The 24,244-nt window shown below is 73.1% G+C and carries 21 protein-coding genes; 8 read left to right on the top strand and 13 right to left on the bottom strand.

Going from position 1 to position 24,244, the window contains the following annotated elements; all coding sequences use genetic code 11:
• Window positions 1-49 precede the first annotated feature (49 nt).
• The 3 genes from ACQUFX_RS30705 to valS all read left to right on the top strand — a co-directional run bounded on the left by ACQUFX_RS30705 (window position 50) and on the right by valS (window position 4,633).
• Window positions 50-352: a hypothetical protein gene (locus tag ACQUFX_RS30705; RefSeq protein WP_428963628.1), complete on the top strand. Its 303-nt coding sequence runs from the start codon at window positions 50-52 to the stop codon at window positions 350-352.
• The gene (locus tag ACQUFX_RS30700) at window positions 349-1,989 is read left to right on the top strand and encodes an amidase (RefSeq protein WP_428963627.1); all 1,641 of its coding nucleotides are present in this window, start codon (window positions 349-351) and stop codon (window positions 1,987-1,989) included. Before ACQUFX_RS30705 ends, ACQUFX_RS30700 begins: the two co-directional genes overlap by 4 nt.
• Window positions 1,990-2,068: 79 nt before the next feature.
• Entirely contained in the window at window positions 2,069-4,633 is a 2,565-nt protein-coding gene (gene valS, locus ACQUFX_RS30695; RefSeq protein ID WP_428963626.1) for a valine--tRNA ligase, read from the top strand.
• Window positions 4,634-4,705: 72 nt separating this feature from the next.
• Here valS and ACQUFX_RS30690 read toward each other — a convergent pair whose 3' ends face one another.
• The 4 genes from ACQUFX_RS30690 to ACQUFX_RS30675 are packed head-to-tail and all read right to left on the bottom strand — an operon-like array spanning window position 4,706 to window position 8,171.
• Entirely contained in the window at window positions 4,706-5,416 is a 711-nt protein-coding gene (locus tag ACQUFX_RS30690; protein ID WP_428963625.1) for an ABC transporter permease subunit, read from the bottom strand.
• A gap of 1 nt (window position 5,417) precedes the next feature.
• Window positions 5,418-6,386: an ABC transporter ATP-binding protein gene (locus ACQUFX_RS30685; protein ID WP_428963624.1), complete on the bottom strand. Its 969-nt coding sequence runs from the start codon at window positions 6,384-6,386 to the stop codon at window positions 5,418-5,420.
• A complete protein-coding gene (locus ACQUFX_RS30680; protein ID WP_428963623.1) occupies window positions 6,383-7,264 on the bottom strand; it encodes an ABC transporter permease in 882 nt (293 codons plus the stop codon). The genes ACQUFX_RS30685 and ACQUFX_RS30680 overlap by 4 nt, the downstream gene beginning before the upstream one ends.
• Window positions 7,257-8,171, bottom strand: coding sequence for an ABC transporter ATP-binding protein (locus tag ACQUFX_RS30675; protein WP_428963622.1), 915 nt, complete (start codon window positions 8,169-8,171; stop codon window positions 7,257-7,259). Before ACQUFX_RS30675 ends, ACQUFX_RS30680 begins: the two co-directional genes overlap by 8 nt.
• 270 nt (window positions 8,172-8,441) lie before the next feature.
• Between ACQUFX_RS30675 and cysC the strand changes: the two genes are divergently transcribed.
• From cysC to galT, 3 genes are all read left to right on the top strand, one after another.
• Complete coding sequence (gene cysC, locus ACQUFX_RS30670; protein WP_428963621.1) at window positions 8,442-9,971, top strand: adenylyl-sulfate kinase; 1,530 nt, start codon at window positions 8,442-8,444, stop codon at window positions 9,969-9,971.
• A 188-nt stretch (window positions 9,972-10,159) separates the two neighbouring features.
• Window positions 10,160-10,969 carry a DeoR/GlpR family DNA-binding transcription regulator gene (locus ACQUFX_RS30665; protein WP_428963620.1) on the top strand — a complete coding sequence of 270 codons (810 nt, stop codon included), beginning with the start codon at window positions 10,160-10,162 and terminating at the stop codon, window positions 10,967-10,969.
• Window positions 10,966-12,048: a galactose-1-phosphate uridylyltransferase gene (gene galT / locus ACQUFX_RS30660; protein WP_428963619.1), complete on the top strand. Its 1,083-nt coding sequence runs from the start codon at window positions 10,966-10,968 to the stop codon at window positions 12,046-12,048. The genes ACQUFX_RS30665 and galT overlap by 4 nt, the downstream gene beginning before the upstream one ends.
• Before the next feature lie 351 nt (window positions 12,049-12,399).
• Here galT and ACQUFX_RS30655 read toward each other — a convergent pair whose 3' ends face one another.
• The 5 genes from ACQUFX_RS30655 to purN form a co-directional block, all read right to left on the bottom strand.
• Complete coding sequence (locus ACQUFX_RS30655) at window positions 12,400-13,617, bottom strand: NADP-dependent isocitrate dehydrogenase (protein WP_428963618.1); 1,218 nt, start codon at window positions 13,615-13,617, stop codon at window positions 12,400-12,402.
• A 268-nt stretch (window positions 13,618-13,885) separates the two neighbouring features.
• Window positions 13,886-14,836 (bottom strand): malate dehydrogenase, encoded by a 951-nt coding sequence (locus tag ACQUFX_RS30650; RefSeq protein ID WP_428963617.1) that lies wholly within the window; start codon window positions 14,834-14,836, stop codon window positions 13,886-13,888.
• Window positions 14,837-14,992: 156 nt separating this feature from the next.
• Entirely contained in the window at window positions 14,993-15,853 is an 861-nt protein-coding gene (locus ACQUFX_RS30645; RefSeq protein ID WP_428963615.1) for a bifunctional methylenetetrahydrofolate dehydrogenase/methenyltetrahydrofolate cyclohydrolase, read from the bottom strand.
• A 192-nt stretch (window positions 15,854-16,045) separates the two neighbouring features.
• Entirely contained in the window at window positions 16,046-17,617 is a 1,572-nt protein-coding gene (purH, locus tag ACQUFX_RS30640) for a bifunctional phosphoribosylaminoimidazolecarboxamide formyltransferase/IMP cyclohydrolase (protein WP_428963614.1), read from the bottom strand.
• Entirely contained in the window at window positions 17,614-18,234 is a 621-nt protein-coding gene (purN, locus tag ACQUFX_RS30635) for a phosphoribosylglycinamide formyltransferase (RefSeq protein ID WP_067359970.1), read from the bottom strand. The genes purH and purN overlap by 4 nt, the downstream gene beginning before the upstream one ends.
• A gap of 258 nt (window positions 18,235-18,492) precedes the next feature.
• On the opposite strand from purN, the gene ACQUFX_RS30630 reads away from it, so the two are divergent.
• Window positions 18,493-19,014: a DUF4190 domain-containing protein gene (locus ACQUFX_RS30630; RefSeq protein WP_428963613.1), complete on the top strand. Its 522-nt coding sequence runs from the start codon at window positions 18,493-18,495 to the stop codon at window positions 19,012-19,014.
• Between the two features lie 125 nt (window positions 19,015-19,139).
• Here ACQUFX_RS30630 and ACQUFX_RS30625 read toward each other — a convergent pair whose 3' ends face one another.
• The gene (locus ACQUFX_RS30625) at window positions 19,140-20,471 is read right to left on the bottom strand and encodes a cell division protein PerM (RefSeq protein ID WP_428963612.1); all 1,332 of its coding nucleotides are present in this window, start codon (window positions 20,469-20,471) and stop codon (window positions 19,140-19,142) included.
• Between the two features lie 195 nt (window positions 20,472-20,666).
• On the opposite strand from ACQUFX_RS30625, the gene ACQUFX_RS30620 reads away from it, so the two are divergent.
• On the top strand, window positions 20,667-20,927 hold the full coding sequence (locus tag ACQUFX_RS30620) for a DUF4190 domain-containing protein (protein ID WP_428963611.1): 261 nt from the start codon (window positions 20,667-20,669) through the stop codon (window positions 20,925-20,927).
• A 131-nt stretch (window positions 20,928-21,058) separates the two neighbouring features.
• On the opposite strand, the gene sucD is transcribed toward ACQUFX_RS30620, so the two are convergent.
• The 3 genes from sucD to ACQUFX_RS30605 form a co-directional block, all read right to left on the bottom strand.
• Complete coding sequence (sucD, locus tag ACQUFX_RS30615; RefSeq protein WP_428963610.1) at window positions 21,059-21,943, bottom strand: succinate--CoA ligase subunit alpha; 885 nt, start codon at window positions 21,941-21,943, stop codon at window positions 21,059-21,061.
• 1 nt (window position 21,944) lies between these two features.
• Entirely contained in the window at window positions 21,945-23,123 is a 1,179-nt protein-coding gene (gene sucC / locus ACQUFX_RS30610) for an ADP-forming succinate--CoA ligase subunit beta (RefSeq protein WP_067359960.1), read from the bottom strand.
• 435 nt (window positions 23,124-23,558) lie between these two features.
• Window positions 23,559-23,963, bottom strand: coding sequence for a cobalamin B12-binding domain-containing protein (locus tag ACQUFX_RS30605; protein ID WP_428963609.1), 405 nt, complete (start codon window positions 23,961-23,963; stop codon window positions 23,559-23,561).
• Window positions 23,964-24,244: the final 281 nt, after the last annotated feature.

The following is a 24,244-nucleotide window of genomic DNA, read 5'->3' as shown; positions in this document are numbered from 1 at the left end:
CCGCCCGATCCGACAGTAAGGCCACGTTTTCGCAGCTCAGAGGAGAACGATGACACCTGTTCCACCGACCGACGCCGAACTCGACACGTTCATCCGCGTCCGGCTCGCCTCCCTCGGCATCGATCTTGACCAACTTCCCCCCGGCACGACCGCCGACCCGGTCACCGGCTCCCCCGGCCGTGACTCGGTGCTGGCCTCCCTGCGCTCGTTCGTCCGCTCGACGGTCACCCCCCTGGCCGCCTACCAGATGCCGGCCCCGGCCGGCACCGACCCGGCGACCGCGATGGCCCTGTCCCAGCAGCCCGCGCCGATGCTCTACCCCTCGATCAGCACAGAATGGCGGGACCGATGAGCGCCGAACCCCTCGACCGCAGCATCGACCGACGGGCCTTCCTGGCCCGGACCGCCGCCCTCGCCGCCGTCTCGGCGGTCGGCGCCTCGGTGACCCTGCCCGGGATCGCCCAGGCCGCCCCGCCGGTGACCGGGCCCGGCACCAAGGTCACCTGGAACCCGGCGCTGGACGTGCCGAACGCCTTCGTCAAGCCCCGCCCCGAGGCGGTGGCCGACCCGACCGAGCTGACCATCGCCGAGGCCGCCTGGCTGATCCGCAACGGCAAGCTCACCCCGCAGAAGCTGGTCGAGGCGTACCTGGCCCGGATCGACGCGTACGAGGGCACGTACAAGGCGTTCAACCTGGTGCTCGCCGAGGCCGCCGTGAAGGCCGCCCGGCAGGCCGCCAACCGGCCCAACCGGGGCGCGCTGCACGGCATCCCGCTGGCCGTCAAGGACAACTACTGGACCGAGGGGGTCCGCACCACGGCCAACTCGTACCTGTTCGCCGACTTCGTGCCGCCGTACGACGCCACCTCGGTGGCGAAGCTGACCGTCAGCGGGGCGATCGTGCTGGGCAAGACCCAGATGGGCCCGCTGGCCACCACCCGGGCCACCACCCCGGACGGCGTGGTCACCACGGTCAACGCGTGGACCCCGGGCAACCCGGCGACCAACCCGGGCGGCTCCTCCACCGGCAGCGCCACCGCCGTGGCCGGCCGGCTCGCCACCGGCGGCACCGGCACCCAGACCGGCGGCTCGATCACCGCCCCGGCCAACGCGCAGAACCTGACCGGGCTCAAGCCGACCATGGGCCGGGTGTCGCTGGCCGGGATCATCCCGCTCAGCTACACCCGGGACCACCCCGGCCCGCTGGCCCGCGACGCCAAGGACGCGGCGATCATGCTGACCGCGATGGCCGGCGAGGACGCCGCCGACCCGCGTACCCAGGGGCTGCCGGCGCTGCCGAACCTGATCAACGCGGCCACCCCGAAGCGCACCGGGGACCGGGTCGTCATGCGGTGGAAGACCCGCATCGGCGTGCTGCCCGGGTTCACCTCCGGCACCTCGGCCACCGCCCAGGCCCGCCGGGCGTACCTGGACACCCTGGCCGGCATCGAGGGCGCCACGCTGGTCGAGGTGCCGCTGCCCGAGGGCTGGGACCAGCTCAACGGGACCATGCTCAACAACGTCCGGCTGCCCGAGCGCAGCGAGCCGTTCATGCCGTACCTGCGGCAGGACCTGCGCGGCTTCGGGGTGTCGGTGACCGGCTGGTTGCAGGGCGCGCTGCTCGGTGCGAACGAGTTCGTCACCGGCCAGCGGATCAAGCTGCTGCTCATGGAGCGGGTGCTGGACCAGTTGTTCGACTCCTGCGACGTGGTGGTGCAGACCGGACCGGTGCCGTTCGACATCCTCGGCCTGCCGGAGATCGCCTTCCCGATCGGCTTCGACGGCAACGGGGTGCCGATCGGCACCATCCTCGGCGGCCTGCCGTACGGCGAGGACCGGCTGCTCTCGGTCGCCGCCGCGTACCAGGCGCTCACCGACTGGCACTGGCGCCGGCCGGCGGACCCGGCCCCGGCGGCGGCGGCCCGCAGCGCCGCGCCCGGCGGCGCGCTGCGGCTGACCGCCGAGGAGGTCGCCGAGCTGAGCCAGTGAGCCACCCGGCTCCGCACCCGCCCGCGGGCCCCGCGTATTCCCCACGCGCGGGGCCCGCAGGCGGCTCTACCATCGACCGATGACCGACCCGACCACGGCGCAGCGCACCGGCCGGCCCGAGCGTCCCACCCTGGACGGCATCGAGGAGACCTGGTCACGGCGCTGGCAGTCCGACGGCACGTACGCGTTCGACCGGACCCGGGACCGGTCCGACGTGTACGCGATCGACACCCCGCCGCCGACGGTCTCCGGCGAACTGCACATGGGACACGTCTTCTCGTACACCCACACCGACATCGTGGCCCGGTTCCAGCGGATGCGCGGCAGGACGGTGTTCTACCCGATGGGCTGGGACGACAACGGGCTGCCCACCGAACGCCGGGTGCAGAACGTGTACGGCGTGCGCTGCGACCCGTCGCTGCCGTACGACCCGGCGTGGACGCCACCGGCCACCCCGGTCGACGAGGCGGCCCGCAGGAACCCCACCCCGATCTCCCGGCGCAACTTCGTCGCGCTCTGCGAGACCCTGACCGCCGCCGACGAGCAGGTCTTCGAGGCGCTCTGGCGGCGGCTGGGGCTGTCGGTGGACTGGTCGCTGACGTACGCCACCATCGGGGCGACCGCCCGTGCCACGTCGCAGCGGGCGTTCCTGCGCAACCTGGCCCGGGGCGAGGCGTACCAGGCGGAGGCGCCGACCCTGTGGGACGTCGGCTTCGCCACCGCCGTCGCCCAGGCCGAACTGGAGGACCGGGAGCGGCCGGGCGCGTACCACCGGCTGCGGTTCACCGGGCCCGACGGTCGGTCGGTGCCGGTCGACACCACCCGACCGGAGCTGCTGCCGGCCTGCGTCGCGCTGGTCTGCCACCCCGACGACGAGCGGTACGCCGACCTGGTGGGCGCGCTCGTGCGTACCCCCGTGTTCGGGGTCGAGGTGCCGGTGCGCGCGCACCCGCTGGCGGACCCGGCCAAGGGCACCGGCATCGCGATGGTCTGCACCTTCGGTGACCTGACCGACGTGACCTGGTGGCGGGAGCTGGACCTGGCCACCCGGGTGGTGGTCGGCCGGGACGGGCGGCTGCTGCCCGAGCCGCCCGCCGGGGTGCCGGCCGGGCCCTACGCGGCGCTGGCCGGGCAGAGCGTGAACGGGGCCCGGCGGGCCGTGGTCGGGTTGCTGGCCGACGCGGGCGACCTGGTCGGCGAGCCCCGCCCGATCACCCATCCGGTGAAGTTCTACGAGCGCGGCGACCGGCCGTTGGAGATCGTCTCGACCCGGCAGTGGTACCTGCGCAACGGCAGCCGGGACGCGGGACTGCGGGCGGCGCTGCTGGCCCGGGGCGCGGAGCTGACCTGGGTGCCGGCGCACATGCGGCACCGGTACGAGCACTGGGTCGGCGGGCTGACCGGTGACTGGCTGGTCAGTCGGCAGCGCTTCTTCGGCGTGCCGGTGCCGGTCTGGTACCGGCTCGACGACGCTGGCGAGCCGGACCACTCCCAGCCTCTCACACCGCCGGAGGTGATGCTGCCGGTCGACCCGTCCAGCGAGCCCCCGCCCGGGTACGACGAGGGACAGCGGGGCCGGCCGGGCGGTTTCATGGGCGATCCGGACGTGCTGGACACCTGGGCCACCTCGTCGCTGACCCCGCAGATCGTCGGCGGCTGGGAGACCGACCCGGACCTGTTCGCCCGGGTCTTCCCGATGGACCTGCGCCCGCAGGGGCAGGAGATCATCCGGACCTGGCTCTTCGCCACCGTGGTCCGGGCGCACCTGGAGCACGGGGTGCTGCCGTGGCGGGACGCGGTGCTCTCCGGCTGGATCCTCGACCCGGACCGGAAGAAGATGGCCAAGTCCAAGGGGAACGTGGTCACCCCGCTGGCCCTGCTGGAGCAGTACGGCTCCGACGCGGTCCGGTACTGGGCGGCCAACGGGCGGCCCGGGATGGACCTGGCCTTCGACCCGGCGCAGATCAAGGTGGGTCGGCGGCTGGCCACCAAGCTGCTCAACGCCTCGACGTTCGCGCTCGGGCTGGGCGCGGCCGACGCGCTGCGGGCCCCGGTCACCGAGCCGCTGGACACCGCGCTGCTCGCCGAACTCTCCACCGTGGTCGCGGCGGCCACCGCCGCTCTGGACGGCTACGACCACACCGCCGCGGTGCAGGCGGTGGAGAGCTTCTTCTGGCGGTTCTGCGACGACTACATCGAGCTGGTGAAGGACCGCGCGTACGGCACCGGGCCGGGCGCCGACTCGGCCCGCGCCGCGCTGGCCACCGCGCTGTCGGTGCAGGTGCGACTCTTCGCCCCGACCCTGCCGTACGTGACCGAGGAGGTGTGGTCCTGGTGGCGGTACGGCTCGGTGCACCGCGCCCCGTGGCCCACCACGTACGAGGTGGACCGGGCGATCCGGGGCACCGGTGACCCGGCCCTGTTCCGGCTCGCCGCCGACGCGCTCACCCAGGTCCGCCGGGCCAAGTCCGAGCGGAAGCTGTCCATGAGGGCCGAGGTCCCGCTGGCCGAGGCGCTCGGCCCGGCCGCCCTGCTCGACCAGCTCACCCTGGTCGTCGACGACCTGCGGGCGGCCGGTCGGATCGGCCGGCTCGACCTGCTCCCCGACCGCACCCCCGAACTCGTCGTCGCCTGCGCCTTCTGAGGTGCAAGGAGGGGCCCCCTGTTAACGCATTCCGCAGAGCAGGGGCCCCTTCCACACACCTCACTCAACGGGTCAGCTCGTCTCGCCGGCCACGCTGAACGAGCGGAGCCGGTCCACGGCGAGTACCGTGAAGCCGACGCTGACCAGCGCCGTCATCACCGCCGCCACCGGCACCGAGACCGTGGTGGCGAGCAGGTCGGTGGGGGCCAGCCGGTCGGCCAGCGCGATCACCCACTGCTGGATGGAGAGCACCCGGGTGCCGGTGACCAGGTTGCCGAGCAGCCCCTCCCAGATCAGCACGTAGACCAGGCCGAGCAGGACCGGCCGGCGGGTGACCAGGCTCAACGCCAGGAACAGCGCCGAGTACGCCAGCGCCCCCAGCGCCGCCGCCACGACCAGCCCCAGCCCGAGGCGTACCGAGTGGGCGAGCACGGCCGCGACGTAGAGCGGGACGGCGACGGTGACCGCGGTGACCCCGGTCGCCACCGCCAGCTTCGGCAGCACGATCTGCCAGCGCGGCAGCGGCTTGGTCAGGATGTGCACCACCGTGCCGTCGTCGATCTCGGCGCCCAGCACGCCGGTGCCCACGATCAGCGCGACCACCGGCAGCACCACCGCCAGGCCGAGGCCGACCAGGATCGGCGGCCCCCACTGGCCCGGGTCCACCTTCAGCACGCGGGAGACCACCGCGAGCACCACCACCAGCAGCGGCAGCGGAATCAGCAGCAGGAACCGCCGCCGGCCGAACAGCCCGCGCGCGGTGATTGAGGAAACGGTCGACACCTCAGGCCTCCACCAGGTACGAGAAGACGCTCTCCAGGGACTCGTCCTCGGGCAGCAGCGCCCGGACCCGGACACCCCGGGCCAGGGCGATCTTCGGCAGCACCCGGGTGAACGCGCCGTAGTCGCCGGCCCGCACGGTCAGGCCGGTGCGGTCCAGTTCCACGCCGGTGACCGAGGGCTCGGCCATCAGCGCGACGGCCAGCGCCCGGTCGTCGGTGGACCGGATCGCGAAGACGTGCGGCCGGTTGGTCATCAGCCGCCGGATGGTCCGGAAGTCACCGGAGGCGGCCAGCCGGCCGGCGACCATCACCTGGACCGTCCCGGAGACCTGCTCGACCTCCTCCAGGATGTGCGAACTGAACAGGATCGTCCGGCCGGCGTCACCGAGCCGGTGCAGCAGCTCCATCATGTGCAGCCGCTGCCGCGGGTCCATCCCGTTGAACGGCTCGTCGAGCAGGAGCACCTGCGGGTCGTGCACCAGCGCCGCGGCGACCCGGGTCCGCTGCCGCATCCCCTTCGAGTACGTGCCGATCCGCCGGTCCTGCGCGCCCTCCAGCTCGACCAGGCCGATCGCCCGGCGGGCCGCGGCGGCCGGGTCGGGCAGCCCGTGCAGCTTCGCGCTGGCCAGCACGAACTCGTACGCGCTGAGGAAACTGTGCACGGCCTCCCGTTCGGTGACCAGCCCGAGCCGCCGGTACACCTGCGGGTTGCGCCAGATCCGCGTCCCGTCCAGGGTGACCGTGCCCCGGGACGGGGCGAGGAACCCGGCCATCATGTGCAGCAGGGTGGTCTTGCCGGCGCCGTTCGGGCCGAGCAGCCCGGTCACCCCGGCACCGAGGTTCATCGTGACGTCGTTGACCGCGACCACGTTGCCGTACCACTTGGAGACCCCGGCGAGGCTCAGCGCGCTGGTCGCGCGGGCCGTCGGGGCGCCGGCCCCGGTCGTGTCCACCTGGTCGGTCACGCTCATCGGGTGGCCACCTTCCGGTATCGCAGCAGCAGCAACAGGACGGCGACGGCCACCAGGGCGACCGTGGCGACCGCGTAGAGCGGGCCGAAGCCGCCGATCGGCGGGCCGCTGGATCCCTCGAAGACCAGCAGGTCGCCCAGCGCCCACGCCCCGGTGGCGCCCACCAGCGTCGACGGGGAGGCGAGGAAGGCCAGCTCGTTGACCGTCTGGGACGGCATGATCGACAGGATGCCGACGATCGGGGTGGTCATCAGGAAGACCGCCACGATGCCGCCGGCGGCGAAGGCCCGCTTGCCGGTGAGCGAGGAGATCAGCAGCCCGATCGAGGCGAAGACCACCGCCCAGAGCCCGGCGTAGAGCAGCCCCGGCAGCAGGTCCAGCAGCTCGTTCCAGACCCCGCGTATCCCGTCGTCGGTGGTGAACGCCGCGCCGAGGAACATCACCAGTTGCGGGCCGCCGAGCAGCAGCCAGAGCGCGGTGACCAGGGCCAGCAGCTTGGCCAGCGCGTAGTCCTCGCGGGGCAGCGGGCGGGAGAAGTACAGCGGCAGCACCCCGCTGAGCAGGTCCCGGGAGACCAGCTCGGGGGCGACCACCGCGACGAAGAAGATGACCATCCAGCTCATCCGGTCGGCGAACTGGGCGTAGGTCATCACGACCTCGCCGATCTGGGTACGCACGGCGGTGATCCCGGCCGCGGCGATGGCCACCACGCCCACCACCAGCCAGGGGAAGATCTTGGCCTTGGCGCTGCGGCCCAGGCCGAACGCGGTACGCAGCCCGTGCAGGTAGAGCGCGCCGAAGACGTGCCGACGCCCCAGCCGGGGCCCGGTGTACCGCTGGTAGCCGATGTCGTGGATGACGCCGGTCGGCTCAGACATGGCTGGGCTCCCTCGGGGCGAACAGCTCGGCCACCCGGTGCCGGCGCTGGTCCAGCCGGTGCAGCGGCAGGTCCAGCTCGGCGACGGCGCCGAGGATCAGGTCGTAGGTGTCGTCGTCGGCGAGCGGGACGAGCAGCATCCGCCCGTCCCGGCTCACCGGCAGCTCCAGCGCGGCGAGCCGGGCGGCCAGCAGGTCCGTACCCTCGCTGACCTCGACCGCGAGCACGTCGGTGGCGGAGGTCATGGCGGCGATGTGGTCGGCGCGCAGCAGCCGGCCGCCGTCGATCGCGACCAGCGTGTCGCAGATCCGTTCCACCTCGCCGAGCAGGTGCGAGCAGACCAGCACGGAGATGCCGAACTCGGTGCCGATCCGGTGGATCAGCGCGAGCATCGCGTCCCGGCCCGCCGGGTCCAGCCCGTTGGTCGGCTCGTCGAGCAGCAGCAGGTCCGGGTCGTGCACCAGGGCCTGGGCCAGTTTCACCCGCTGTTTCATGCCGGTGGAGTAGCCGCCGACGGCCCGGTGCCGTTCCTCGTGCAGGCCCACGTGCCGCAGCGCCTCGGAGGCGCGTTCCCGGGCGACGGTGGGCGGCAGGCCGCTGATCCGGCCCAGGTGGGTGACCAGCTCGGCGGCGGAGAGGTCCGGCGGCAGGGCGTCGTGCTCGGGCATGTACCCCACCCGGGCCCGCACGGCGGCGGGGTCGGTGGTCGGGTCGAGGCCGAGCACCCGGACCTGCCCACTGGAGGGTTCGAGCAGGCCGAGCAGGATCTTGATCAGTGTCGACTTCCCGGCGCCGTTGGCGCCGACCAGGCCGATGATCCCCGGCTCGACCGCGACGGTCAGGTCGGCCAGGGCGGTGACCCCACCCCCGTACGTCTTCGTCAGCGACTCGGTCGCGATCAGTGTCACGTCGCTCAGCGTAGGGACCCGGGGCCATCGGGGCATCGGGAAACACCCGGGGGAACCCCCTGATTCCGCGCTCCGGCAGCTCGGGGTCGCCACCCACCACCCGGCGTACGGGGCCGGGCGGCGGCGACCGCGACGGACGGTGGCCGGCGGCGGTGGGGGTGCGGCCCGGGGTGGGGAGTGGCGCTCTCGACCGATCGGCGGTCGGCTGAGAAACTGTGTGCCCGGCGGCGATGAGCCTGTGCGCCGGCCGGCGATCTGGGAGGGTGGCGGATGAGCAACGGGTGGGTGCTGCCCGACGAGGTGCTCCGGGACGCGCCGGCGTACACGCCGCGCCCGGGTGAGCTGGCCGACCTGGAGCTGCTGCTGACCGGGGCGTACGCACCGCTGACCGGCTTCATGACCCGCGCCGACCTGGTCTCGATCAGCCGCCGGGGCCGGCTGGCCGACGGTACGCCGTGGCCGGTGCCGGTGGCGTTGCAGATCCCGACGGCGCTCGCCCAGGGGCTGGACGTGACCGACCCCGCGCGGCGGCTGCTGGTGCTCGCCGACGCGGAGGGCGCCCCGGTGGCGACGCTGGACGTCACCGACGTCTGGACGGTCCGCGACGGGATCGCCGGTGCCGGCGGGACGGTGCGCCGGCTCGGCGACGGCGGGCACGGCCCGTTCCAGCGGCTGCGCCGCGACCCCGAGGAGGTACGCGCGCTGCTGCCCCCGGGCCGGGTGCTCGGCGTCGTCGCCGACCGGCCGCTGCACCGCCCCCAGCTCGCCCAGATCGCGCACGCGGTACGGACCCTCGGCGCGCACCTGCTGGTGCTGATCCCGGTCAGCGAGCAGCCCACCGGCGGGCTGCCGTCCGAGGCGCTGGTGCGCAGCGTCTTCGCCGCCCGGGACCGGATGCCGCCGGCCACCATCGTCACGGTGCCGCTGGCCCGGCGGCGGGACGAGATCAGCGACGCCCTGCTGCGCGCCCGGGTCGCCGCCGCGTACGGGGTCACCCACCTGCTCTCCACCGGCGAGTCGCTCTCCGGTGCCGGGCTGCGGGTGCTGGTCCCCCGGGAGCTGGCGTACGACAACCGGGACGGGCAGTGGCGCTGGCGCGACGACATCCCGCCGCGCAACCGGCGGCTGGCCTTCACCCAGCAGGAGATCGACGACCACCTGGACCGGGGCTTCCCGCTGCCCGAGTGGCACACCCCACCGGCGGTGGCGAAGGAGCTGACCCGGGCCCGTCCGCCCCGGCGGTACCGGGGTCTGGTGGTCTTCTTCACCGGGTTCTCCGGCTCCGGGAAGTCGACCGTCGCCCGGGGCCTGGCCGACGTGCTGCGCGAGCAGGGCGACCGGACCATCACCCTGCTCGACGGGGACGTGGTGCGCCGGGAGCTCTCCGCCGGGCTGACCTTCAGCAAGGCCGACCGGGACCTCAACGTCCGCCGGATCGGCTGGGTGGCCGCCGAGATCGCCCGGCACCGGGGCGTCGCCGTCTGCTGCCCGATCGCGCCGTACGCGCAGGCCCGCGCGACCGCCCGGGAGATGGCGCTGGCGGCCGGCGCCGGTTTCCTGCTGGTCCACGTGGCCACCCCGATCGAGGTGTGCGAGCAGCGCGACCGCAAGGGTCTGTACGCGCGGGCGCGGGCCGGTCTGCTCACCGGGATGACCGGCGTCGACGACCCGTACGAGGTGCCGACCGACGCGGAGCTGGTCCTCGACACCTCCACCGGGACGGTGGACGAGGCGGTGGAGGCGGTCATGCACCTGCTGACCGAGACCGGCTGGGTGGAGCCGCGCCTGCAACCGGCCTGACGGCCCGCGCCCCGGCGACCGGCCACGGATCGTCCGGCGGTCCGATGTGGACAGCGGAACACGCACCACCGGCCGACCACTCGGGGGCGCGGACCGGTCGTTCAGCCCACTACCACCCCCACCTCCTGCGCGCTACTGTTCGCACCTGTTGAAACGCGTCCGTACGCGTGACATTCGTGGGGGTGTGGATGCTGGCACGGCAGCGGCAGAGCGCGATCCTGGACCGGGTCCGCACGGCGGGCGGGGTCCGGGTCGGCGAGTTGGCCGCCGCGTTCGGCGTCTCCGACATGACCATCAGACGGGACCTGGAGACCCTGCACGACCGGGGGCTGCTGGCCAAGGTGCACGGCGGCGCCACGGTGACCGGGGCCGGCTCGACCGACGAGCCCGGTTTCCGCGCCAAGTCGGTACGCCAGCTCCCGGAGAAGGAAGCCATCGCGGCGCGGGCGGCCGGGCTGGTCCGGCCGGGCGCGGCGGTCGCGCTCTCCGCCGGTACGACCACCGCGGCGCTGGCCCGCCGGCTGGTCGACGTACCCGGGTTGACGGTGGTGACCAACTCGCTACCGGCGGTGGAGATCCTGCACGCCGGGGGCCGGTCGGACCAGACCGTGATCCTCACCGGCGGGGTGCGGACCCCGTCCGACGCCCTGGTCGGGCCGCTGGCCGTGACGGCGATCCGCTCGCTCCACCTCGACCTGCTCTTCCTCGGCGTGCACGGGATCAGCGAGCGGGCCGGGTTCACCACCCCCAACCTGATGGAGGCGGAGACCGACCGCGCCCTGGTCGCGGCGGCCGACCGCCTGGTGGTGCTCGCCGACCACACCAAGTGGGGGACGGTGGGCATCTCCTCCATCGTCCCGCTCTCCTCGGCGCACGTGCTGGTCAGCGACGACCGGCTGACGCCGGAGGCCCGCCGGCTGCTCAGCGACGAGGTGGGTGAGCTGATGATCGTGCCGGCCGGACCGGGCCGGGCGACGGACGGAGGGACGACCGGGTGAAGCGGACGAGCATCGAGCTGGCCGACGGCCGCGAGCTGATCTACTTCGACGAGCGGGACGACGCGGTCCGGGACCAGCCGGACCGACGGGACCTGCCGCCCCCGTCCCCCGCCTCGCAACTGCGGTACGACCCGCTGACCGACGAGTGGGTGGCGCTGGCGGTGCACCGGCAGACCCGCACCTTCCTGCCGCCGGCCGACCAGTGCCCGCTCTGTCCCGCCACCCCGTCCTGGGCCGGCGAGATCCCCGCACCGGCGTACGACGTGGCGGTCTTCGAGAACCGGTTCCCCGCGTTCGGTCAACGGATCGCCGACGAGCCCACCGAGATCACCCCGTACACGCCGGTCCGGCCCGGCCAGGGGCGGTGCGAGGTGGTGTGCTTCACCGACGACCACCACACCTCCTTCGCCCAGCTGCCGCCACGGCGGGTCCGTACCGTGCTGGACGCCCTCGCCGACCGGACCGCCGCCCTGGGTGAGCTGCCCGGCGTGGAGCAGGTGTTCTGCTTCGAGAACCGGGGCGTGGAGATCGGCGTGACGCTGCACCACCCGCACGGGCAGGTCTACGGGTACCCGTTCCTGACCCCCCGGACCCGGAGCATGCTGGCCGCCGCCCGCCGGCACGCCGAGGCCACCGGCGGGCGGAACCTCCACGCCGACGTGCTCGCCGCCGAACGCGCCGCCGGGGACCGGGTGGTCGCCGCCAACGAGCACTGGACGGCGTACGTCCCGGCGGCGGCCCGCTGGCCCTTCGAGGTGCACCTCGCGCCGCACCGGGTGGTACCCGACCTGCCGGCGCTCACCGACGCCGAACGGGACGCCTTCGGGCCGCTCTACCTGGACCTGCTGGGCCGCTTCGACCGGCTCTTCGAGGTGCCCATGCCGTACATCTCGGCCTGGTACCAGGCCCCGGTCCGGCTGGAACGCGAGCTGGCGTACCTGCACCTGCAACTGTTCAGCATCCGGCGGGCGGCGGACAAGCTGAAGTACCTGGCCGGCTCGGAGTCGGCGATGGGTGTCTTCATCAACGACGTCGCCCCGGAACGCGCCGCCGACCTGCTCCGCGCCGCCGGCCGGTAAGGAAGGGCCCCCTGTTAACGCCTGGGGTAGAGCAGGGGCCCCTTCTTAACACCCGGGGCCGGGCGCGAGGGCGAGTGGCATGCGCTGGCGCGGGGCAGACAGGGCGAAGGGGCAGACAGGGCGCGGGGGGCCCGGGACAGGGCCCCCCGCAGGGAAGGGACGGCTGGCTGTGCTCGACAGCCGGGAAGGCTGGCTGATCGGCACTCGTGCCGCGAGGCGACCGCGGTCAACCTTCCTGGACGCGACTGGCATCACGTCCATCCAGCTCAACGATCCATCACCGGACCGGTGACGCCGACGGGCCCACCGGCGCGGTGCGGCCGGTGGACCCGTCGGTACGCGGTACGGAGATCAGGCGGCGAGCTTGCGCGCCAGGTTCTCGTCCAGGGTGTTCATGAACTCGTCGGTGGTCTGCCACGGGGCGTCGCGCGAGATGAGCAGCGCGAGGTCCTTGGTCATCTGGCCGGCCTCGACGGTGTCGACGATGACCTGCTCCAGGGTGGTGGCGAACTCGGTGACCGCCGGGGTCCCGTCCAGCTTGCCCCGGTGGGCCAGGCCCCGGGTCCAGGCGTAGATGGAGGCGATCGGGTTGGTCGAGGTCTTCTCGCCCTTCTGGTACTGCCGGTAGTGCCGGGTGACCGTGCCGTGGGCGGCCTCGGCCTCGACGGTCCGGCCGTCCGGGGAGAGCAGGACGGAGGTCATCAGGCCGAGCGAGCCGAAACCCTGCGCGACGGTGTCGGACTGCACGTCACCGTCGTAGTTCTTGCAGGCCCAGACGTAGCCGCCCTCCCACTTCAGGGCGGCGGCGACCATGTCGTCGATCAGCCGGTGCTCGTAGGTGATGCCGGCGGCGTCGAACTCGGTCTTGAACTCGCTCTCGAAGACCTCGGCGAAGATGTCCTTGAACCGGCCGTCGTACGCCTTGAGGATGGTGTTCTTGGTCGACAGGTAGACCGGGTAGCCCCGGTCCAGGCCGTACCGGAACGAGGCGCGGGCGAAGTCCCGGATCGACTCGTCGTAGTTGTACATGCCCATCGCGATGCCGCCGCCGGGGAAGTTGGCGACCTCCATCTCGACCGGCTGCGAGCCGTCGGCCGGGGTGTAGGTGATGGTCACCGTACCCGGGCCGGGGACCACGAAGTCGCTGGCCTTGTACTGGTCGCCGTGGGCGTGCCGGCCGATGATGATCGGCTTGGTCCAGCCCGGCACCAGGCGGGGCACGTTCGACATGATGATCGGCTCACGGAAGACGACGCCGCCGAGGATGTTGCGGATGGTGCCGTTCGGCGACCGCCACATCTTCTTCAGGCCGAACTCCTCCACCCGGGCCTCGTCCGGAGTGATGGTGGCGCACTTGACGCCGACGCCGTGCTCCTTGATCGCGTTGGCGGCGTCGATGGTCACCTGGTCGTCGGTGGCGTCACGGTGCTGGATCGAGAGGTCGTAGTAGTGCAGGTCGACGTCGAGGTAGGGCAGGATCAGCTGCTCCCGGATCTGCTTCCAGATGATCCGGGTCATCTCGTCGCCGTCGAGCTCCACGACCGGGTTGTTTACCTTGATCTTCGCCATCGGCCGGCGCTCCTCTCGGGGGACACGTGCTCAAGCAGTACGAGCGTACTGGAAACGGGCCGGCACCCCCCACCCACCCTCACCACCGGGAGACGCCGCCCACCACCACCCTGCCCTCCACCCCCCGGCCCCGTCTCGTCGAGCAGGGGATTCGCGTCCGGAAAACCGCGCCGCGTGACGCAGCCCCCTTGACCGCCGAGGCAGCCCGGGAAATCGCCGAGGGGCGGGCCGGCGCGGAGCCGGCCCGCCCCTCGGCGGTGTCGGTGGATCACATGGTGGCGACGTCCGCCTGCTTGGCGCGGACCGCCTCGGCGGCCTCCTTGAGGCTGGCCAGCTCGTCGGCGTCCAGGTCGGTCTCGACGACCCGCTTGACGCCCTCGGCCCCGATCGCCGCCTCGACGCCCAGGTAGACGCCGGAGATGCCGTACTCGCCGTCGACCCAGGCGCAGACCGGCATGACCTCGCCGGAGTCCTCCGCGACGGCCTTCGCCATCCGGGCCGCGGCGGCCGACGGGGCGTAGTACGCCGAGCCGGTCTTGAGCAGCGCGACCACCTCGGCGCCGCCGTTGCGGGTCTTGACCACCAGCTCCTCGATCTGCTCGGCCGGCATGGCGTCACGCAGCGGGGCACCGTTCACCGTGCTCTGCGACGGCACCGGGACCATGGTGTCGCCGTGCGACCCGAGGGTGAGCGTCTTCACCGACTTCACCGGCACGCTCAGCGCCTCGGCGACGAAGTTGGTGAACCGGGCGGTGTCCAGCATGCCGGCCTGGCCGAGCACCCGGTTGCGCGGGAACTGGGTGGCGATCTGGGCCAGCGCGGTCATCTCGTCGAGCGGGTTGGAGACCACGATGACGACCGCGTTCGGGGCGTACTTGGCGACGTTCTCGGAGACCTGGCGGACGATCTTGGCGTTGGTCTCCAGCAGGTCCATCCGGCTCATGCCCGGCTTACGGGGCAGACCAGCGGTGATCACCACGACGTCCGAGCCCTCGATGGCCTCGTAGCCCTCGCCGTTCGGGCCGGTGGTGGCACCGACGATCTTGGTCTCGAAGCCCTCGATCGCCCGCGACTGGTTGAGGTCCAGTGCGAGACCTGCGGGCTTGCCCTCCACGATGTCGGTGATGACGACGGTGTCGAAGACGTCGTACTCGGCCAGGCGCTGCGCGGTGGTGGAGCCGTAGAAGCCGGCCCCGACGACAGTGACCTTCTTACCCATGGTCGTCCCACTCCCTGATACCAGTCGGTTTTCCGGACCGTATCAGTCATCCTGGCACCGAGCAGGCCAGGGGCGGACGCATATGACGTGGCCGGCACCACTCTCGGTCAAGAAGGGGCCCCTGCTCTGCGGAATGCGTTGACAGGGGGCCCTTCCTTACCGCTGTTCGGCGCGCTCGACGACGTTGGTGAGAAGCATGGCCCGGGTCATCGGGCCGACCCCGCCGGGCATCGGGGCGAGCGCCCCGGCGACCTCGGCGACCTCCGGATCCACGTCACCGGTGTACCGGCCCTTGCCGTCCGGGCCGATGACCCGGGTGATGCCGACGTCGACCACGACCGCGCCGGGCCGGATCATGTCGGCGGTGAGCAGGCCGGGCACCCCGGCCGCGACGATCACGATGTCCGCCGCCCGGGTGTGCGCGGCCAGGTCCAGGGTGCCGGTGTGGCAGAGGGTCACCGTGGCGTTCTCGCTGCGCCGGGTGAGCAGCAGACCGAGCGGCCGGCCCACCGTGTTGCCCCGGCCGACCAGCGCCACCTTCGCGCCGCGCAGCGGCACGTCGTACCGGCGGAGCAGCTCGACGATGCCGCGCGGGGTGCAGGGCAGCGGGGCGTCGTACCCGAGCACCAGCCGGCCCAGGTTGATGGGGTGCAGCCCGTCGGCGTCCTTGTCCGGGTCGATCAGCTCCAGCGCCCGCTGGGTGTCCAGGTGCGCCGGCAGCGGCAACTGGACGATGTACCCGTGGCAGGCCGGGTCGGCGTTCAGCTCGGCCAGGACCGCGTCCACCTGCTCCTGGGTGGCGTCGGCGGGCAGTTCCCGGCGGATCGAGGCGATGCCCACCTCGGCGCAGTCACGGTGCTTGCCGTTGACGTACGCCTGGGAGCCGGGGTCGGCGCCCACCAGGACCGTACCCAGTCCCGGGGTGATGCCGCGCTCCGCCAGGGCCTTGACCCGCGTCCGCAGCTCGTCCTTGATCTCTGCCGCTGTCGCCTTGCCGTCCAGAACCGTCGCCGTCACGACTCCGATCGTCTCACGTCCGACGGGCACGCCCGCGACGACCCGGCAGACGGGACCGCCGCCGGCCAGGGCCACCGGGGCCGACCGGAGCAGCCGGCAGGGACGGACCGCCCGGCAGATGCCCGACCGCCCGGCACCCCGGGGCGCGGTCGCGCGCCGTGGGGTGCCGGGCGGTGTGCTCGTGCGCCGGGATCAGTGGAAGAAGTGCCGGGTGCCGGTGAGGTACATGGTGAGGCCGGCCTCCTTGGCCGCGGCGACGACCTCCTCGTCACGGATCGAGCCGCCCGGCTGCACCACCGCGCGTACCCCGGCGTCAGCGAGGATCTTGAGGCCGTCGGCGAAGGGGAAGAACGCGTCCGAGGCGGCCACCGCGCCCCGGGCCCGGTCCGCACCGGCCCGGCTGACCGCCAGGTTCGCCGAGTCGACCCGGTTGACCTGGCCCATGCCCACCCCGACGGTCGCCCCGTCGGTGGCGAGCAGGATCGCGTTGCTCTTCACCGACCGCACCGCCCGCCAGGCGAAGACCAGGTCACGCAGGAGCGCCTCGTCGGCCGCCTCCCCGGTGGCCAGCCGCCAGGTGGTCGGGTCGTCGCCGGCCGCGTCCACCCGGTCGGCCATCTGCACCAGCACCCCGCCGCTGACCTGCCGCCACTCGGCCGACGCCGGGCTCCAGGCCGGCGCGCGCAGCAGCCGCAGGTTCTTCCTGGCGCGCAGCACGTCCAGCGCGCCGGCCTCGAACTCCGGCGCCACCAGGACCTCGGTGAAGATCTCCGAGACCTGCTCGGCCAGCGCGACGGTGACCGGCCGGTTGACCGCGATCACCCCGCCGTAGGCGCTCACCGGGTCGCAGGCGTGCGCCTTGCGGTGCGCCTCGGCGACGTCCGCGCCGACCGCGATGCCGCACGGGTTGGCGTGCTTGATGATCGCCACGGCCGGCTGGTCGGCGAAGTCGTTCGCCGCCCGCCAGGCGGCGTCCGCGTCGACGTAGTTGTTGTACGACATCTCCTTGCCGTGCAACTGCTCCGCCTGGGCCAGCCCCACCGGGGAGCCCGGGTCGGTGTAGAGCGCCGCCGCCTGGTGCGGGTTCTCCCCGTACCGCAGGGCGCGGTCGGGACGCAGGGCCAGCCCGGCGAAGGCCGGCCACTCCAGGTCGGCCGGGGCAAGCTGGACGGCGCACCAGTTCGCCACCGCGACGTCGTACTCGGCGATGTCGGCGAAGGCCCGCGCGGCCAGCGCCCGACGCTGGGTCAGGGTGAACCCACCGTCGCCGAGGGCGGCCAGCACCGCCGGGTACGCGGCCGGGTCGGTGACCACCGCGACCGAGGCGTGGTTCTTCGCGGCGGCCCGGACCATGGCGGGCCCGCCGATGTCGATCTGCTCCACGCACTCCTCCACGCCAGCGCCGGAGGCGACCGTGGCCTGGAACGGGTAGAGGTTGGAGACCAGCAGGTCGATGCCGGCGATGCCGTGCTCGTCGAGCTGGGCGGCGTGGCTCTCCTTGCGCAGGTCGGCGAGGAGGCCGCCGTGGATCTTCGGGTGCAGGGTCTTCACCCGGCCGTCGAGGATCTCCGGGAAACCGGTCACCGTCTCCACCGCGGTCACCGGCACCCCGGCCGCCGCGATCGTCGCCGCGGTGCTGCCGGTCGAGACGATCTCCACCCCGGCGTCGTGCAGGGCCGTGGCCAGCTCGACCAGACCGCTCTTGTCGTAGACGCTGACCAGCGCCCGCCGGATCGGGCGGCGCTGGTCCGCAGTGGCACTCACGGTACGGTGACCTTTCTTCCGGTGATCGTCCAACCACGGCGGACCAACCGACCGACCTGCTCGACGAGCTGACCGCGTTCGGCTTCCTTGATCCGCTCGGTGAGCGTCTCCTCGTCGTCGCCGTCGAGCACCGGCACCGCGACCTGCGCGACGATCGGACCGGTGTCCATCCCGGCGTCGACGAAGAAGAGGGTGGCCCCGGTGACCTTGACGCCGTAGGCGAGCGCGTCCCGGGGGCCGTGGATGCCGGGGAACGCCGGCAGCAGCGTGTTGTGCGTGTTCAGGTACCGGTCGCCGAAGGCGGCCAGGAAGCGCGGCCCGACCAGCTTGAGGAAGCCGGCCGAGACGACCAGGTCCGGCTTGTGCTCGGCGACCTGCGCGGTGAGCGCGGCGTCCCAGTCCTCACGGGTGGGGTGGTCCTTCACCCGCTCGACGAAGGTCGGCACCCCGACGGCGGCGGCCCGGTCCAGGCCGGCGATGCCGTCCCGGTCGGCGCCGACGGCGACCACCCGGGCGCCGTACGCCGGGTCGGCGCAGGCGTCCAGGAGCGCCTGGAGGTTGCTGCCGGAGCCGGAGACGAGGACGACGAGACGGGCGGCGGACGCGGGGTCGGTCACGCGGTCACCATATCGGGCGCGACGCGAGGTCCGTCGGCTGGGCGGACGACGTCGGCACCCCCCGAATGTCGCAGCGACCAGGTACGCTGCCGGTCGCTCGGTATCCGACGTGGTGCGGTCCCGCTCCCGTGCTGCGCGCTCGGTGTCCTGGCGCGACCATGGTTCCGGTGGGACCCACGTGATGGTCCCGGTGGGGCCCACGTCATGGTTCCGGTGGAACCCACGTACTGACAGTCACCAGCCAAGGAGCAGTCCGACATGCAGCCCGGCAACCCCGGTCAGGATCCGTACGGCCAGCAGCCCTCGTCGGGCCAGCCCTACGGCCAGCAGCCCACCTCGGGGCAACCGTACGGCCAGCAGCCCACCTCGGGCCAGCCGTACGGCCAGCAGCCCTACGGCCAGCCCGACCCGTACGCCCCGCCGCCGCAGGCGCCGTACGGCCAGCCGGACCCGTACGGGCAGCAGCCCGGGTACGGCGCCCCCACCTACCCGAACGCGGGGTACCCGCAGCCGGCCGGGCAGAACAACACCCTCGGTCTGCTGGCGATGATCCTCGGCATCGCGTCCATCCCGCTGGCCTGCTGCTACATGGGCATCCCGCTGGGCATCGCCGGCCTGGTGCTCGGCTTCCTCGGCAAGCAGAAGGCCGACCAGGGGCAGGCCGCCAACGGCGGTCAGGCCAAGGCCGGTCTGATCTGCGGCGGGATCGGCATCGTGCTCGGCATCCTCCAGATCATCGCGATCGTGGTGCTGAACGTGAACGCGCCGACCGGCGTCTGAGTCCACACCGACCGCGCAAGGGGCGTCCCGGCTCGTCCGGGGCGCCCCTTGCGCGCTCCGCCGCTGGGCACACGGTCACGCGCACCGCGCGGGACGCGCATTCCCGCCACCACGCGGGACGCGGGTCACCGCTGGGCGCGGCCTCGGCTCTGGGTGAGGGCTCGGGTGGCCGCGGCACCGAGCACCGCGCCGACGGCGACGACGGCCGTGGTCACGGCGGCCACCTGCCAGGGCACCGGGCCGATCTCGGCGAGCCGACCGGCCCCCAGCGAGCCGCCGGAGACCAGCGCCGCCGCCGCCAGCACCACGCCGGCCACCGGCCCGGCCAGCGCGGCCGGACCGAGCAGCGCCGGCCAGCCGAGCCGGTGCCGGTCCTCGGTGCCCGCCCGGCCGGAGCCGGGCCGCTCCCCGGCCGCCCGCAGCAGCCGGCGGGCCAGCAGCCAGCCCGCCGCCATCGCGGCGAGGACCGGCACCGCGAGCAGCGCCGCGCCGAACCCGTCCACCGGGCCGCTGGGCAGCCCGGCCAGCAACGGGATGGCCGGCAGCCCACCGACCGACACCTCGCTGGTCCGGACCACGGTGCCGGTACCGACGGCGAAGCCGGGGCCGAGCAGGTAACTGATGGACCAGACGGTCGCGTTCGGCGCGTAGCCGAGGCTGACCAGGGTGACCCCGGCCTGCCCGGCCACCCCGGTCCGGTAGGCCCCGATCATGTCGGCGGCGTCCCCGCCGCCGGTCGCCACCGCCAGTCCGGCCGCGCCGCCCCCCGCCGCCAGCAGCAGCAGCGCGGCGACCAGGCCGGTCCGGATCCCGTCCCGCACCACCGGCGGCACGCGGTCGGCCAGCAGGCCGGTCACGTCCGTGGTCCGGGCCGCCCCGACCAGCGCCGCGAGGGTGCCGAAGGCGGCGAGGGTGAGCCCGGCCCGCACCGGTGACGCCCGTACCTCGCCGGTGCCGGCCAGCGCCGCCGCGAGCGCGCCGAGCAGGCCGTACCCGATGCCGACCGCGACGGCCACGGTGACCGTCTGTCGGGGCGAACGGCCGTTGCGGGCGCCGATCGCCCGGCTGGCGTGCACCCCGGCCCGGACCAGCCGCCAGGCCGCCAGCGCGGTCAGCACCAGGGGGGCGAGGTGCAGCGGGCCGGCCGGGGTGGCCAGCGGCACGCCGTGCCCGAGCAGCCAGCCGGCCAGCCCGGCGAGCAGCGCCCCGGCGACGGCGGCGGCGTCCTCGCTGAGCTGGGCCAGCCCGAGCACCAGCGCCACCGGCAGGTACGAGGTGAGCGCGGCCCAGCCGGCGGCGACCCCGGCGGCGAGGGCGAGCGGGGCCCGGCGGGGTGGTCGGGGCCCGCCGCGCCGGGGCGCGGGCACCCGCCGGTCCCGCCCGGCAGGGTCGACCGGCCGGGCTCCGGCGTTCACGCCGGTGGAGCGGCGGGGCTGGTCAGGGGGGACGGAGGACATCGGCTCTACTCTGGCATGTCGCGCGCCGGTCGGCAGTCCGGTATCTCCCGCGACGCCAACTCCGCCCCCGAAAAGGCGGCGGTCCACCACCCGGCGGGCAGTTCCGCGATCCCTCCGCCCGCCGTACGGATCCGGTTTAGCCTCGGCCCAGGACGCGACCGTCACCGTCGCGGCACCGACCGCTCGGAGGAAGCCGTGAACGCTCCGTATCCACCGTCGCCGCCACCGGCCGCGGGCCGGGACCGTACGACGCTCTGGGGTGTGCTGGGCATCGTCCTCGGCCTGCTCTGCTGCGGGATCCTCGGCATCCTCTTCGGGTACTTGTCGATCCGGGACGCCAAGCGGTACGGGCAGTCGCCGGTCCTGGGCTACCTGGCGATCACCTTCGGCGTGATCAACATTATCGGGAGCTGGATCCTCCGGTCCACCGGCAACTACCCGTTCGGGAACGACTGAGCAGGAGACGAGCGGGCAGGACCGGGGTCAGGGGGCCGGGGCCGGAGACGACCGGGGCACGACGGTGGGCCGGAGACGACCGAGGGAGCCGACCACAACGGTCGGCTCCCTCGCGGCGCGGTCGTACCCGCTCAGGCGGACATGATCTCCCGCATCAGCTTGGCGGTCTCGGTCGGCGTCTTGCCGACCTTCACGCCGACCGCCTCCAGCGCCTCCTTCTTCGCCTCGGCGGTGCCCGCCGAGCCGGAGATGATCGCGCCGGCGTGCCCCATGGTCTTGCCGGGGGGCGCGGTGAAGCCGGCGATGTAGCCGACCACCGGCTTGGTCACGTTGGCCTTGATGAAGTCGGCGGCCCGCTCCTCGGCGTCGCCGCCGATCTCACCGATCATCACGATGGCGTCGGTGTCCGGGTCGGCCTCGAACGCGGCCAGCGCGTCGATGTGGGTGGTGCCGATGATCGGGTCACCGCCGATGCCGACGCAGGTGGAGAAGCCGATGTCGCGCAGCTCGTACATCATCTGGTAGGTCAGCGTGCCGCTCTTGCTGACCAGGCCGATCCGGCCGGCGCCGGTGATGTCGGCCGGGATGATGCCGGCGTTGGAGGCCCCCGGGGAGGCGATGCCGGGGCAGTTCGGGCCGATGATCCGGGTCTGCTCGCCCTTGGCCACGTTGTACGCCCAGAAGGCGGCGGTGTCGTGCACCGGCACGCCCTCGGTGATCACCACGGCCAGCGGGATGCCGGCGTCGATCGCCTCGACCACCGCGCCCTTGGTGAACTGCGGCGGCACGAAGATGACCGTGACGTCGGCCCCGGTCTCCTTCATCGCGTCCGCCACCGAGGCGAAGACCGGCAGCTCGGTACCGTCGAAGTCGACGGTCTGCCCCGCCTTGCGCGGGTTGACGCCGCCGACGACGGTGGTGCCGGCCGCGAGCATCCGCCGGGTGTGCTTGGACCCCTCGGAGCCGGTCATCCCCTGCACGATGACCTTCGAGTCCTTGGTCAGCCAGATAGCCATCTCAGTTCCCCGCAGCCGCCAGCTCGGCGGCCCGCTCGGCCGCGCCGTCCATGGTGTCGACCCGCTGCACCAGCGGGTTGTTCGCGCCGTCGAGGATCGCCCGACCGGCCTCGGCGTTGTTGCCGTCGAGCCGGACGACGAGGGGCTTGGTGACCTTCTCGCCCCGCTGCTCCAGCAGCGCCAGCGCCTGCACGATACCGTTGGCGACCTCGTCGCAGGCGGTGATTCCGCCGAAGACGTTGACGAAGACGCTGCGCACGGCCGGGTCGGAGAGCACGATCTCCAGGCCGTTGGCCATCACCGCGGCGCTCGCGCCGCCGCCGATGTCGAGGAAGTTCGCCGGCTTGACGTCGCCGTGCCGCTCACCGGCGTACGCGACCACGTCGAGGGTGGACATGACCAGGCCCGCGCCGTTGCCGATGATGCCGACCTCGCCGTCGAGCTTGACGTAGTTGAGGTCCTTCTCCTTGGCGGCCTGCTCCAGCGGGTCCACGGCGGCCTGGTCGACCAGCGCCTCGTGGTCGGGGTGCCGGAACGCGGCGTTCTCGTCCAGGGTGACCTTGGCGTCGAGCAGCAGCAGCCCGCCGTCCTTGGTCGTGGCCAGCGGGTTCACCTCGACCAGCGTGGCGTCCTCGGCGACGAAGGCCTGCCAGAGCTTGACCGCGACGTCGACGACCTGATCGGCGACCTCGGCGGGGAAGCCGGCGGCGGTGACGATCTCCCGCGCCTTGGCCTCGTCCACGCCGGTGACCGCGTCGATCGGGGCCTTGACGACCCGCTCCGGGGTCTCGGCCGCGACCTGCTCGATGTCCATGCCGCCGGCGACGCTGGCGATGCAGAGGAAGGTGCGGTTCGCCCGGTCGAGCAGGTACGAGAAGTAGTACTCCTCGGCCACGTCCGCGGTCACGGTGATCATGACCTTGTGGACCGTGTGCCCCTTGATGTCCATGCCCAGGATGTCGGTGGCACGGGCCACCGTCTCCTCGGCGCCCTCGGCGAGCTTGACGCCACCGGCCTTGCCCCGGCCGCCGACCTTCACCTGCGCCTTGACAACCACCCGACCGCCGAGGCGTTCGGCGATCGCGCGGGCCTCCTCCGGGGTCGTGGCGACGCCGCCGGCGAGCACGGGCAAACCGTGCCGCTCGAACAGGTCCCGCCCCTGGTACTCGTACAGGTCCACGATTGCGCGTCCCGTCCCGTCTCCGCGGCGCGCCGTCGCGCCGCCACCAGCGTTGTGGAAAACATCTTGACGCCTGTCATCAGTTGAAGCAGGCCATTGGCGCAGCCTAGCGAGGCGGACGGCACCGGCAACCGAGCGGGTACACGGTGTGCCGTACTACACAGCGGCAATGTTCGGAACGGGTGCGTAACCCCCGGCCGGAGGCGTCGTTGAGTCAGATGTCGGAGCGCTGAGCACAGCGCGAGGACGGGAGCGGCCGATGCCCTGTCGGTCGAGGGGTGGCGGCGGGGCATCGTGCATAGAGGGGCCGGACGTGTGAGGGGTGCGTCCGGCCCCTCCCCCTGTCCGTAGACCCGCTGGCTTCCGGGGCCCGCCGGCTTTCACCCGGCCGCCCGGAGCCCGCCGGCTCTCACCCGCGCCCGGCCCGCCCGGTCGTCAGGCGACCGGTTGCGCCACGTTCTGCCGTACCCACTCGACGATCGACGTGGTGGTCGCGCCCGGGGTGAAGATCTTGGCGACGCCGATCCGCGCCAACTCCGGCAGGTCGACGTCGGGGATGATGCCGCCGCCGAAGACGACGATGTCGCGGGCGTCCCGCTCGTCGAGGAGTTCCAGCACCCGCCGGAAGAGCGTCATGTGCGCGCCGGAGAGCACGGAGAGGCCGACGGCGTCGGCGTCCTCCTGGATCGCCGTCTCGACGATCTGCTCCGGGGTCTGGTGCAGGCCGGTGTAGATGACCTCCATGCCGGCGTCCCGGAGGGCGCGGGCGACCACCTTGGCACCACGGTCGTGCCCGTCGAGGCCCGGCTTGGCGACGACGACCCGGATACGAGAGCTCATCAGCGCACACCTTTCCCCGGTTCCGCGGCCGTCACCCGGCCGGGCGACCCTCACCTGAACGAACGGTAACCCGGCGGACCCGGTCCGGGGAATCCGGGAAGGGGCCACCACGCCGGGGGCAGTCCGGCCCGACCCACCCGGGGCCGGCGACGATTCGGACATTGACATGGTCGCGGTCACCGTGTGCGACATTCGAGCGGTAACGAGGCCTCCCAGCAAAGGTGACGAGATGCCACACTTAGGGGCGAATCCGGACATAACTAAAGGGCGACTTCGGCGCT

Origin of the sequence: Micromonospora fluostatini (assembly GCF_050410825.1) — a bacterium.
GTDB classification, from domain to species: Bacteria; Actinomycetota; Actinomycetes; order Mycobacteriales; family Micromonosporaceae; genus Micromonospora; species Micromonospora rosaria.
This window is presented reverse-complemented; position numbering and strand designations above follow the sequence as displayed.